The 13,303-nt window shown below is 46.1% G+C and carries 10 protein-coding genes; all 10 read left to right on the forward strand.

All coding sequences use genetic code 11. The features are described from left to right. The first annotated feature begins 32 nt into the window (after positions 1 to 32). The 10 genes from secA to LN893_RS03540 all read left to right on the forward strand — a co-directional run bounded on the left by secA (position 33) and on the right by LN893_RS03540 (position 13,298). The gene (gene secA / locus LN893_RS03495; protein ID WP_229968346.1) at positions 33 to 3,407 is read left to right on the forward strand and encodes a preprotein translocase subunit SecA; all 3,375 of its coding nucleotides are present in this window, start codon (positions 33 to 35) and stop codon (positions 3,405 to 3,407) included. Positions 3,408 to 3,761: 354 nt separating this feature from the next. Continuing rightward, a complete protein-coding gene (gene deoC, locus LN893_RS03500; RefSeq protein ID WP_229968348.1) occupies positions 3,762 to 4,424 on the forward strand; it encodes a deoxyribose-phosphate aldolase in 663 nt (220 codons plus the stop codon). Beyond that, positions 4,417 to 4,950, forward strand: coding sequence for a sporulation protein (locus LN893_RS03505; protein WP_229968350.1), 534 nt, complete (start codon positions 4,417 to 4,419; stop codon positions 4,948 to 4,950). The genes deoC and LN893_RS03505 overlap by 8 nt, the downstream gene beginning before the upstream one ends. A 245-nt stretch (positions 4,951 to 5,195) precedes the next feature. Continuing rightward, complete coding sequence (locus LN893_RS03510; RefSeq protein WP_229968352.1) at positions 5,196 to 6,386, forward strand: M20 metallopeptidase family protein; 1,191 nt, start codon at positions 5,196 to 5,198, stop codon at positions 6,384 to 6,386. A gap of 291 nt (positions 6,387 to 6,677) precedes the next feature. Then, a complete protein-coding gene (locus LN893_RS03515) occupies positions 6,678 to 7,292 on the forward strand; it encodes a hypothetical protein (protein WP_229968354.1) in 615 nt (204 codons plus the stop codon). A 6-nt stretch (positions 7,293 to 7,298) separates the two neighbouring features. Then, a complete protein-coding gene (locus LN893_RS03520; protein WP_229968356.1) occupies positions 7,299 to 8,096 on the forward strand; it encodes a DUF2490 domain-containing protein in 798 nt (265 codons plus the stop codon). A 156-nt stretch (positions 8,097 to 8,252) separates the two neighbouring features. Then, the gene (locus LN893_RS03525; RefSeq protein WP_229968358.1) at positions 8,253 to 8,780 is read left to right on the forward strand and encodes an Hsp20/alpha crystallin family protein; all 528 of its coding nucleotides are present in this window, start codon (positions 8,253 to 8,255) and stop codon (positions 8,778 to 8,780) included. A 235-nt stretch (positions 8,781 to 9,015) separates the two neighbouring features. After that, the gene (locus LN893_RS03530) at positions 9,016 to 10,512 is read left to right on the forward strand and encodes a Do family serine endopeptidase (RefSeq protein ID WP_229968360.1); all 1,497 of its coding nucleotides are present in this window, start codon (positions 9,016 to 9,018) and stop codon (positions 10,510 to 10,512) included. A 229-nt stretch (positions 10,513 to 10,741) separates the two neighbouring features. After that, positions 10,742 to 12,319, forward strand: a complete 1,578-nt coding sequence (amaB, locus tag LN893_RS03535; protein WP_229968362.1) for an L-piperidine-6-carboxylate dehydrogenase — start codon at positions 10,742 to 10,744, stop codon at positions 12,317 to 12,319. 412 nt (positions 12,320 to 12,731) lie between these two features. After that, on the forward strand, positions 12,732 to 13,298 hold the full coding sequence (locus LN893_RS03540; RefSeq protein WP_229968504.1) for an RNA polymerase sigma factor: 567 nt from the start codon (positions 12,732 to 12,734) through the stop codon (positions 13,296 to 13,298). Positions 13,299 to 13,303: the final 5 nt, after the last annotated feature.

Here is a 13,303-nt window from a genome sequence, read left to right on the forward strand (position 1 = left end):
AACACAGGATTTCATTTAAGAACAAAATACAGATGTTTGATTTTTTCGGTAAAACCGTTGCGAAACTATTCGGAACAAAATCCGACAAAGATATAAAGGAGGTTATACCTTATGTATCTAAAATAAACGAAGAATATGCTCAGCTTGCCAGCCTGACCGATGACCAGCTTCGCCAGAAAACGGTGGATGTGAAAAGCATCATCGATGAGCGCCTCAAGCCTATAGATGAACAGATTGCTGCCTTGCACAAGCGTGTGGCCGAGGAAACAGAGCTGAACATTGTGCAGAAGGAAAATATTTTCTCCGAAATTGATGAATTGGAGAAGACGCGTAACAAAGACTTGGAAGTGGTGCTGATGGAAGTACTGCCTGCTGCCTTTGCTATCGTAAAAGAAACTGCTCGCCGCTGGAAAGAGAATGGTCAGTTGGTGGTTACTGCCAACGATCAGGATAGAAGCATTGCGGCTCGCAAACCAAACGTGCAACTGGATGGCGACAAAGCGATCTGGGCAAACAAATGGTTTGCTGCTGGCAACGAGATTACCTGGGAAATGCTGCACTACGACGTGCAGTTGATTGGTGGTATTGTGCTGCACCAGGGTAAAATTTCTGAGATGGCGACTGGTGAAGGTAAAACCTTAGTGGCTACCTTACCTGCCTTCCTGAATGCTTTGGCTAAGCGAGGCGTGCACGTGGTAACGGTAAACGATTACCTTGCCAAGCGTGACTCGGAGTGGATGGCTCCGCTATTCGAGTTCCATGGCATGAGCATCGACTGCATCGATAAGCACCAACCAAACTCTGAGGCTCGCCGAAACGCCTACCGTGCCGATATCACGTATGGTACGAACAATGAGTTCGGTTTCGACTATCTGCGTGACAACATGGCGCGCGAGACGAAAGACCTCGTACAGCGCAAGCACCATTATGCAATGATTGATGAGGTGGACTCCGTGTTGATTGACGATGCCCGTACCCCTTTGATTATTTCTGGCCCAGTGCCACGCGGTGATGAGCATGAGTTTTATCAGTTGAAGCCACGTATTGCCATGCTGGTAGAGGCGCAGCGTAAGCTTGTAAATAACTTCCTAACCGAAGCGAAGCGTCTGATCAAGGAAGGAAATGTTCAGGAAGGCGGCTTACCCCTGTTTCGTGCTTACCGTGGTTTGCCAAAGAGCAAGCCGCTAATTAAATTCCTGAGTGAGACAGGTAACCGTGCTATCATGCAGAAGGTGGAAAACCACTACCTGCAGGATAACTCGCGCATGATGCCAGAGGCTGATGAGCCGCTATACTTCACTATAGACGAAAAGCACAACCAGATTGAACTGACCGAAAAAGGTATTGACCTAATCACAGGTCAGGGCGAAGACCCGAATCTGTTCATTCTACCAGATATCGGTTCTGAGATTGCCAATATTGAAAACGATAAATCGCTTTCAAACGAAGAGCAGCTGCACGCGAAGGAACAGCTTATTGCTGATTTCCAGGACAAGACCAAGCGTGTGCATACTATCAACCAGTTGCTGAAGGCTTATACTTTGTTCGAAAAAGACACAGAGTATATCGTAACGCCAGACCACAAAGTAAAAATTGTGGATGAGCAGACAGGTCGTGTGATGGAAGGCCGTCGTTATTCGGATGGTTTGCACCAGGCGATTGAGGCGAAGGAGAATGTGAAGGTAGAAGACGCCACACAAACTTACGCTACCGTTACGCTGCAGAACTACTTCCGTATGTACCACAAGCTTTCTGGTATGACGGGTACTGCCGAAACAGAGGCAGGTGAATTCTGGGACATCTATAAACTGGACGTAGTAGTAATACCTACTAACCGACCAATCCAGCGAAAAGACGAGCACGATAAAGTGTTTAAGACAACACGCGAGAAGTATAACGCCGTTGCAGACGAGATTGTAGAGCTAACGCAGTTAGGCCGACCTGTACTGGTAGGTACCACATCGGTAGAGATATCGGAGTTGCTGAGCCGTATGCTGACGCTGCGCAAAATTAACCACCAGGTGCTGAACGCGAAGATGCACCAGAAAGAGGCAGATATTGTAGCTGAGGCTGGTAAACCAGGTACGGTAACCATCGCTACTAACATGGCTGGTCGTGGTACCGACATTAAGCTGGCACCAGAGTCTAAGGCTGCAGGTGGTCTGGCCATTATTGGTACAGAACGCCACGAGTCTCGCCGTGTAGATCGCCAGTTGCGTGGTCGTGCAGGTCGCCAGGGTGACCCAGGTTCTTCTCAGTTCTTTGTGAGTTTGGAAGATAATCTGATGCGCTTGTTTGGTTCTGACCGTATTGCCCGCCTGATGGACCGTATGGGTCTGGAAGAAGGTGAAGTAATCCAGCATTCCATGATCACGAACTCTATTGAGCGTGCGCAGAAGAAAGTGGAGGAAAACAACTTCGGACAGCGTAAGCGCCTGCTGGAGTACGATGACGTGATGAACGCACAGCGTGAGGTGGTGTACAAGCGCCGCAGAAACGCCCTGTACGGCGAGCGCCTGGAACTGGATATCTGGAACATGATCTATGATATCAGTGAAGATGTAGTGGTTAGTTACAAAAACATAAACGACTACGAAAACTTCCAGCTGCACATTATTCGTGTGTTTGGTATAGAAACAAAAATCACAGAAGACAATTTCAGAAGTACAAACGCGAACCAACTGGCTGAGCGACTGTATAACGAAGCGCTGAACTACTACCTGGAGAAAAACAGGAAGACAGCTGAGCAGGCTTACCCAATCATCACCGATATTCACCAGAACCGTGGGCCGATGATTGAGAATGTTGCGGTGCCGTTTACAGATGGCAAACGCCAGCTGGCTGCCGTTACCAACCTGACGAAGGCCTACGAGTCTAAGGGAATGGAACTGCTTCGTGCCATGGAGAAGATCATTACGCTGGGTACTATAGACCAAGCTTGGACAGACCACCTGCGCCAGATGGACGACCTGAAACAGGTAGTGCAGAACGCGGTGTACGAGCAGAAAGACCCGCTGTTGATTTACAAGTTTGAGTCGTTTGAGCTGTTTAAGCGCATGATCGGTAAGGTGAACGAGGAAACAATTAACTTCCTGTTCCATGCCTTCATTCCTGTACAGGCACCAGAGCAGGTGCAGCAGCCCGTAAGACCTCCTATGGCTCCTAAAGCTCCTGTGTTGAAAGAGCAGAAGCAGGAAGTGCATTCTTCTTTGGAAGGCGGCAACGGACAAACTGAAGAATCGGCACCAGAGCCGCAGAAGGTAATGCCAGCACACTCGCAAAAAGTAGCAGGCCGTAACGATCGTGTAAGTGTACAGTACAGAGATGGCCGTGTGGTGAAAGACGTGAAGTACAAAACTGTAGAGCAGGATCTGCTGGATAACAACTGCGTTATTTTAGAAGACTAAGGGTGGCTTCGCCGAATTAGAAATAAAGATCAGAAGTGAGGGGAGGTAAAACTTTCTCTCATTTCATGGAAAAGCAGCCAAACAGCTGCAGCTTCATAAACAATAAGGAAAGGATATAAGAGGAGAGGAAACTTTCAGCTTATATCCTTTATCTTTGTAAGGCAGGTGGTATCGTGCACTCTGCTTCAAGTTTTCAACTTGGAGCTTTTATGGTGCAAGTTTCAAACTTGCGTGCGTGTACTACTGAAAGACAAGTTTCGCAAGTTGAAAACTTGCCGCATGACCACCACAAATTGAAAACTTGCGGTATAGTTACGTCTATAGTCAACAGTCTAATATTTAGTCTAGCGTCTAATGTCTAAGAAAGAATTAGCTTCCTACATCGACCACACCCAACTTAAGCCTGAGGCTACAACTGATCAGGTGCGCCAGCTTTGCCATGAAGCCAATACCTATGGTTTTGCAGCTGTTTGCGTGGCTCCCGTTTATGTAGCTTTGGCTAAAGAGGCTTTAGGGGAAAGTTCCGAAGTGAGAATAGCAACGGTAGTTGGTTTTCCGTTAGGCTATCAGCACCACAAGGTAAAGTTCCTGGAAACGCACCAGGCCATTGCCGACGGAGCTACAGAAATAGATGTGGTAATGAATATCTCCGCTTTCAAATCTGGCGACTATAAAGCAGTGGAAAACGAATTAAGTGATTTGGCCAACTTCTGCCATCTGAAGGAAGCGGAATTGAAGGTAATTATAGAGACAGCGCTGCTTACACCTGCTGAAATTGAGAAAGCCTGCGAACTCTGTGTGGCTGCAGGAGCCGATTATGTAAAGACTTCCACGGGCTTCTCTACGCGCGGTGCTTCTTTAGAAGATATAGAATTAATGCGCGGTGTGCTGCCGCCACATATGAAAATAAAAGCCTCTGGCGGTATAAAAACATTTGTCCAGGCCGAAGCGTTAATCAAGGCGGGTGCCGATAGGTTAGGGTGCTCAGCCAGTATCCAGATTATAAACCATGAATAAATTTTTTAGCTTATTGTTATCGTTGGCGATGTTGTTCGCAACAGCCTGCGTGTCCTCGTCTGGGGCCGCCACTAGCGGAACCACTTCCGAAAGCACTCGTTCAGGAGGTAATGTAAAGGTTACGGAAGACCTGAGCGCGTACCGACCAAAATATACGGTGCCTGACGCTGCCGCCCCAACGGCACGCATAGAACCCACTAACCATGTAAACGACCAGGTGGCAGTGCTGATGGACACGGTAGCAAGTGTGAATAAAAACATAAAGTATGCCCAAGGATATCGTATTCTAGCCTATAATGGCTCTGAGCGTCAGACTGTGATGAATCTGCGAAAAACGATTATTGCGCGCGTGCCCGACGAAAAAGATTACCTGACCTATAACCAGCCAAATTTCCGATTAAAGATAGGCGACTACTTTAGCCGCATTGAGGCGCAGCAGGTACTGAACCAAATTAGCGATTTGCTACCTAATGCCCAAATTGTGCAGGAGCAGATCAACATCCCGAAAAGCACAGGCAGCAGGTAAAACTGCAGCTAACTATAAAGATACGTTGCAACTACTTTGTAGTGGTTGCAACGTTTTTTAGTTTAGTGGGAGGGGAGGAGTAAAACTTTGTTAAACTCTAATAACCTTTGATGTCATTTCGAACGCAGTGAGAAATCTGTGTTCTTTCAATCTTTTGTCTGTAGCAGATTTCTCCCCTTGGTCGAAATGAGACAAAGCTTAAAATAAAATGTGCTTAACTACAGCACAAACTATAAAACCATACCATGTCTCAAATCTTACAGAAAATACAGTCTCTTGCCAAAGCTTATGCCAATGATACGGTGGAGGTGCGTCGGCATTTGCATGCGAACCCAGAGCTTTCGTTTGAGGAGCATAATACGGCAGCTTACGTTGAGCAGGTGCTGCAAAGCTATGGCTTGGAAACGACGCGGCTGGCAAACACAGGTGTAGTGGCTATCATAGAAGGAAGAAATCCTGACAAGAGCACCATTGCCCTGCGTGCCGACCTGGACGCGCTGCCGATTGTAGAACAGAATGAGGTAGCTTATAAATCGAAGAACACGGGTGTAATGCATGCCTGTGGGCATGATGTGCATACGTCTTCTTTGCTGGGCACGGCGCGTATTCTGCAGGACGTGCGCGAAGGTTTTGAGGGCACCGTGAAGCTAATTTTTCAGCCAGGAGAGGAGAAGTTTCCAGGAGGCGCTTCCCTGATGATAAAAGAAGGCGTACTGCAGCAGCCTGCTCCAAGTGGCATTATGGGGCAGCACGTGTTCCCGATGCTGCCAGCTGGTAAAGTCGGTTTCCGTAGCGGCATGTACATGGCCAGCGCCGATGAAATTTACATCACGGTAAAAGGAAAAGGTGGCCATGCCGCTATGCCTGAGCAGAACGTGGACACGGTGCTGATTGCTTCGCACCTGATTGTGGCGCTGCAGCAGATTGTGAGCCGCCATGCTAGCCCAAAGGTGCCAAGCGTACTTTCTTTTGGTAAAGTAGAGGCCTTGGGTGCAACTAATGTAATCCCGAACGAGGTGAAGATAGAAGGCACCTTTAGAACAATGAACGAGGCATGGCGCAAGGAGGCGCATAAACGCATCAAGAAGCTAGCCGAAGGCCTCTGCGAAAGCATGGGCGGAAGCTGCGACATTGACATCAAAAATGGTTATCCGTTCCTGATGAATGACCCTAACCTGACTAACCGTGCCCGTGCAGCAGCAGAAGCGTATTTGGGAGCAGAAAACGTAGTGGACCTGGATCTGTGGATGGGAGCAGAAGATTTTGCTTATTATTCGCAGGAAGTGCCTGCCTGCTTTTACCGACTAGGCACACGCAACGAAGAACGAGGCATCACGTCCTCCGTACATACACCTACCTTCGATATAGAAGAAACTGCCTTGGAAACAAGTATAGGCCTGATGGCTTGGCTGGCAGTGCAGGAGCTAGAAAAGTAATTTTTCAGCGGGAAAATGTAGATAAATTTCCTTTGTTCTTGCTTTGTGGTTTTTACCAGCAAGCGAAGGCACTTGTGAAGACGTAAAGTTATTCCTGTTGTTAGTAAGAATACCGTAGGCAGCAGGTTCATTTATTTTGTGTCACTTCGACGAAAGGAGAAATCTGTGTTTTATCAAGTCACAGCCTGACTGAAAAATGAGAGCAAACAATAACGGCAGGTGGCTTTAAGGTACTACAGAATAATGTGGAGTCTTGCGTCCTGTGTCCTGCATCTTATGTCTATAGATTAAGTGGAAGAAGAAAAGGTTTTTGAATACGAACTGTCGGAGGGGCTGCTGGGGCGGAAACGCAAACTGCAGCTTGCTCCTGCTTTTGTTGCATTCGAAAGCAGCATTCTAAAGCAGGAGTCACTCACCAAAATTAGCAAGAAAGACATTGTGGACGTAAGGCACGAGATGAACTGGATGCAGTGGTACAGGTTTTATGTAGGCTGCGACTTCAGGATTGCGTTCAGGACTATAGACGAAAATATTCAGACCTTCAAATTCAAGAGCTATTTCGATAAGAATGAAAGCTACATCGACATTTATGAAGAGATTGTAAATGTGCTGTGGCGCTACTACCTGAACCACCTGGTGGCGCAGCAACTGGAGGAGTTTAACAGAAACCAATCTTTGGAGTTAAAGACGGTAAAATTAAAAGAGGATGGTTTATACTTTACCGATCAGGATCAGTTTGTGCCTTGGGCAGAAGTAGAAGTGAAAGAGTTTGAGAGCTATTACGCCATTTATAAATCTAGTGAGGCTGCTATACATAAGCGCATCAACTATAACGAGTGGGGCAGCGAAGTACTTTTCGGTTTGATTAAGGCTCTGAAGGAGAAGGAGCAGGAGAGTAGAAGCTAATTAAATATGAGAAAATTTTACCTGATTTTTTTACTCGTTGTATTGCCAGCGTTTAGTCAGGCACAGCGCAAAGTCACGGCTCCAACGGCTATCTGGCCCGAGCTGCAGCTAAGCTATGGTGTAAGCGAAAAAAGCCTGTTCTTCTTCCGAAACCAATACCGTATTAATACCGATTCTAGGTTTAACGACCTCAAAAACAGCGGCCCCCTTAGCAACTTTGAGCGGGTAGAACTGACATTAGGTTATGAGTTTACCTCCAATGAGCATTGGCGGGGCGGAGCGCTGGTACGTTATGCTATCGAGAATTATCCGAAGATTACTTTTTACACCTTCTTTTTGCGCCACAACGGACATATAGGTAGTTTGTACTTTAACAAACAAGGTGCTTTTGATTTTGCAAACCAAGAAGATCAGGACTTGGCAGGACGGGTAAGGCTGATGGTGGAATTAGGCAAACGGCTGCCTATCGGAAGTAAATATATAACGCCTTCGATAAGGTACGAAATCATGATGCTAACAGAGTTGGGGGAAACGGATAGAAATAATTTAGAAGAGCGTAGTATTGATAGAACACGCCTGCGCTTAAGCCTGAACTATGAACTGACGGAAAAGCTACGAATTAACCCATACTTTATGCGGCAAACCGACTACTATTATGCCATGGTGCCTCCGAAGTATGATGAAAACGATGTGCTGCTGGAGGATGGCTACACCACCAAACGGAACAGAGTTTCGCCTGTATTCGGACTGGAAATAAAGTATAACTTCAACATTGCTCCGAACACCGCCAGTATTTCATATTGATTTAACCTTAACTGTAAAGTTGTCAGTTACTTAGATTTATTTTAATGCTATATAATGACATTATTTCATGATTTAAAAGGACATTACGATTGGTATAATTTTTACTAGTGCTTTAGTGTAAAAGATGTTTAACTACATTTTAAAGAGATTACAACTATGGCACTGAACAGATATAACGGCATGCAGGATGTAATGCCAAACACATTTAGCTCTATGTTAGACAGATTCTTTAACGAGTCTGTGAATTCAAGAAACTTTGCAGGCTTTACGCCACATGTAGATGCTTGCGAAACTGAAGAAGGTTTTGAAATTGAACTGGCATTGCCAGGAGTGAAGAAAGAAGATATTTCCATCGATTTTCAGGAAGGCAAGCTAACGATAAGCGGCGAGCGCAAGCTAGAGAAAAAAGAAGAAGGTAGACGTTACCATATGCTTGAAACGCAGTATGGCTCGTTTAGCAGAAGCTTCTATTTGCCTGATAAGGTAAACCCAGATCAGATTTCAGCGCAGCTGGATAATGGTGTGCTGCTGGTAACAGTTCCGAAAGATGAAAACAAAACAAAGAAACGCCAGATTAGCATCAGCTCTGGTACAGAAACTCAGAAAGCATCGGTAGGAAAAGGTAAAAGCACTGCTAAGCTAGCCACGGCCACCTCCGAAAACGGTAAAGAAGTACATGCGTAACTAAAGCATAAAAAAGGGGCCAGATTTTTGGCCCCTTTTTTGTTATAGTCAGGGTATAACGGGAGATAGTGGTTTAAATTAGTTTTAAAGCTAAAACATTGCTCTTTACAACATTTAAAGTAGTCGTGGCTGAGTGTAATTTCGTATAACAAATAGCGTTATAGTTTATAATATAGCCTACAATTAATATATTAGTAATCAAGATACCTTTAACATATTATTTAGTTAAAAATACATGAAGACAAAACAGTTTATAGTTGGCTTAACGCTCTCAGCCGTATTAGGTGGCGGTGTGGCTGTAGGTAGCTACAAGCTGCTGGAGGAAGAAAATCATGGCATGACGCAATCCCAGGAGCAGCAGTATCCTACCGTAAGGTATACCAGCGATATGCGGAGTAGCAATGTTGTAGTACCTGAGGGGCTAAATTTTGTAAACGCTGCACAAGCGTCTACTCCTGCAGTGGTGCACGTGAAAACGGAGTATAGCTCCCGTGGTTCTGACCGCTACAGCAGCCAGATGGATCCGTTTTTGAGAGAGTTCTTCGGCGATGGTTTTGGCGAGCGTGCTCCCCGAGGTCCGCAGCGTGGTTCAGGCTCAGGTGTGATTATTGCCTCTAACGGCTATATTGTAACGAATAACCACGTTATTGATAAAGCAGATAAGATTGAAGTTGTGCTGGACGATAAGCGTACTTTTTCGGCAACGCTAGTAGGTGCCGACCCAACCACCGATATTGCCCTGCTTAAGATTAACGGCGAGAGCCTACCAGCTATGCGCTATGGTAACTCCGACGATCTGAATGTAGGAGAGTGGGTATTGGCTGTTGGCAACCCCATGAACTTAACTTCTACCGTTACAGCTGGTATAGTGAGCGCCAAAGGCCGTAGCATCGATATCCTTCGCTCAAGTGCAGGAGAAATGAGCATCGAGTCTTTTATACAGACAGATGCGGCAGTGAACCCTGGTAATAGCGGTGGTGCTCTTGTAAACCTAAACGGTGACTTGGTTGGTATAAACACAGCCATTGCTTCGCAAACAGGTTCTTTCGCTGGTTATTCTTTTGCAGTACCATCTTCTATTGTAAGTAAAGTAGTTGATGACCTTCTGAAGTATGGAGAAGTACAGCGAGCCTTGTTAGGTGCCAGAATAATGGACATCAGCTCTGATTTTGCCAAAGAAAAAGGTCTTAAGACTTTGAATGGTGTGTATATATCAGAAGTAACAGAAAACAGCGCTGCCAAAGATGCTGGTATTCAGTCTGGTGATATTATTACTGCTATCAATGGCGCAGCTGTAAACAGAAACTCTCAGTTGCTAGAGCAGGTAGCCCGCTACCGTCCTGGCGATAAAGTAAAAGTAACTTACCTGCGCGATGGTAAAGAGCGTGTTGCTAACGTTACCTTCAAAAATGCTAACAACAGCACAGAGCTTGTAAAACGCAGCAATGCAAAGGCTATCACTTTTGAGGGAGCTACTTTCCAACCTGTTTCTAAAGAAGAAATGAGGAAGCTAGGTATAAACGGTGGTGCAAAAATTACTGAAATCAAGAACAGCAAGTTCAGCGAAACAGGTATAAAAGATGGTTTCATCATCACTAAAATTGACAGATATGCCGTTAACCAGCCTTCAGATATCGAAAAGTATTTGAAAGATTTAGAAGGTGGCGTGGTGTACGTAGAAGGTGTTTATCCTGACGGATTAAGAGCTTTCTACCCAATCGGCAAAGGTTAATAGCAACACATCGTATAAATTCAGGAAAGCTTCTACAGCATTGTAGAAGCTTTTTTGTTTTGTTAGCTTTGTAAAGAGGCGCTTTTGTAATGGGGCAGGTATAGGTTAAAGTTACAATCTGGCAAGTAGCCAGAGGCGCAAATTTAATTTACTACAGGTATAAAATTCCTGATCACCCTCTAATCCTGTAAATCCAGATTCAGAAATTTAAAGCATTAAAAATAAAACCATGAAACAGACTATAGATCAGCTACCGCTAACCAAAACCATAGAAGACGTGCTACAGCAGCTAGGCATAAAAGACCTGAACCCTACCTACAGTACAGGTTTAGTATGGGGAGGTAAGGAAAACAGAAATACAAAAGCCATACATTCTCCTGCGGATGGCAACAAAATAGCCTCTGTAAACATGGCCACGCCCGAAGATTATGAGCAGGTTATTTCCACGGCGCAGGAGGCTTTTAAAAGTTGGCGCAAAACACCAGCCCCGAAGCGTGGAGAAGTTGTGCGCCAGATTGGTGATAAGCTGCGCGAGTACAAAGAGCCGCTCGGTAAGCTTGTAAGTTACGAGATGGGTAAAATTCTGCAGGAAGGCCTGGGCGAGGTGCAGGAGATGATCGATATCTGTGATTTTGCAGTTGGATTGTCGCGGCAGCTGCACGGTTATACTATGCACTCCGAACGCCCACAGCACCGCATGTATGAGCAGTACCATCCGCTTGGCATTGTTGGTGTTATCTCGGCCTTTAACTTTCCTGTAGCGGTGTGGAGTTGGAACACCATGTTGGCTGCCGTTTGTGGCGATGTGGTGGTATGGAAGCCTTCGGAGAAAACACCGCTTACGGCACTGGCTTGTCAGCATATTATTAGAGAAGTGTTAGTAAACAATGAGCTGCCAGAAGGAATCTTCAATTTAATTATTGGCGATGCTGAAATCGGTAGCCTGATGAGCCATGATGGGCGTGTGCCGTTGGTTTCTGCTACAGGTTCTACGCGCATGGGCAAGAAAGTAGGGGAGGCTGTGGGAGCTCGTTTAGGGAAATCGTTGTTAGAGTTGGGAGGCAACAACGCTATTATCCTTACCGAGAATGCCGACTTGGAAATGGCGCTTCGGGCTATTGTGTTTGGGGCGGTTGGCACTTGTGGCCAGCGCTGCACCTCTACACGTCGCCTCATCATTCACGAAAATATTTATGAGCAGGTAAAAGAGCGCCTGCTGAAAGTATACCCGAACCTGCCCATCGGTCATCCGCTAAGCAGCACAACGCTGGTTGGTCCGTTAATTGACAAGGAGGCCGTAAAGGCATTTCAGCAAGCGCTGGAGCGCGTGCAAGCTGAAGGCGGCACTTTGCTAACAGGCGGCGAAGTACTGGAAGGCGAAGGCTTTGAAAGCGGTAACTACGTTAAGCCAGCTATTGTAGAGGCGAAGAACGAGTACGAAACAGTGCAGGAAGAGACTTTTGCACCAATCCTGTACCTGATCAAATATAGCGGCGATGTAGAAAACGCTATCGAGTTACAGAATGGCGTAAGACAGGGTTTATCGTCGGCTATTTTCTCTAGTAACCTGTTGGAGACAGAGGCCTTCCTTAGTCACTGGGGCTCCGATTGCGGCATTGCCAATGTAAACATTGGCACATCTGGTGCTGAGATAGGCGGTGCCTTTGGCGGTGAGAAAGACACAGGCGGCGGTCGTGAGTCTGGCTCAGATGCCTGGCGCGTATACATGCGCCGCCAAACCAACACCATCAACTACAGCCGTGAACTGCCACTGGCGCAGGGCATTCGCTTCGATATCATGGATTGATTTTAATGTGCTGATTGATTAATGTGCTAATGAGGCAATATGCTAATGTGTTAGTTAGCAGTACCTCTTGCCGTTGTTGCGTGTTCTCACCAACAACGGCATCAGCCTAAAATTTTGAGAGTAGTACAAACAGGAAAAGCTGGCTTAGAAAGTCAGCTTTTCCTGTTTGTAAGCAACTGATGTACTGTGCCCTGCAATACTGTACTTGGCAAACGAACCGCAGTTTTTAGTGCAGCACTTCAGGCACAGAGTAGACGATCAAAAAAAAGAAGGAAATATTTTGCAACTTGATGCAACCTCCCGCATTTGCTGTTGTCTTTAGTATGGATTTGAGAAGGAGAGAAAGCATAGAGAAAACAACAGAGTACTAACGCCATCACCTGTATTCGGATAATAACTTCATTTGAGTCATTTGGAAACGCTCACCTACCAGGACGAGAACATGCACGTGGTCCAACGTTGCAGGGAAGGCGACAACCGTGCCCAGTACGAGTTGTATAAGCTCTATGCCAAAGCTATGTTCAACGTGAGCATGCGCATCACTAACGATTATGCCGAGGCCGAGGATGTGTTGCAGGAGGCTTTTATCAGCGCCTTCAAAAACATACATGCCTATAAAGGCGAAGCCTCCTTTGGCAGCTGGCTGAAAAAGATTGTGGTTAACGCTGCCATCAACTCTATCCGAAAGAGAAAAGCGGAGCTGGTGCCTATAGAAGACAGAATGGCTGAAACTGTAGCCGACGAAGTATACGAAGACGAAACAGAGTGGCAGGTAGAGAAAGTAAGGCGGGCCATCCAAAAGCTGCCAGACGGTTACCGCGTCGTGCTCAGTTTGTACTTGCTAGAAGGATTCGACCATGCCGAGATAGCCGAGATACTGGGCGTAACGGAGTCTACTTCTAAATCGCAGTATTGCCGCGCCAGAAAAAAGCTTTTGGAAATATTGCATGAGCCTGCGTTTGCGGCTTATGAGGTGTAGAAATC

Origin of the sequence: Pontibacter harenae, from assembly GCF_020907245.1 — a bacterium.
GTDB lineage: Bacteria > Bacteroidota > Bacteroidia > Cytophagales > Hymenobacteraceae > Pontibacter > Pontibacter harenae.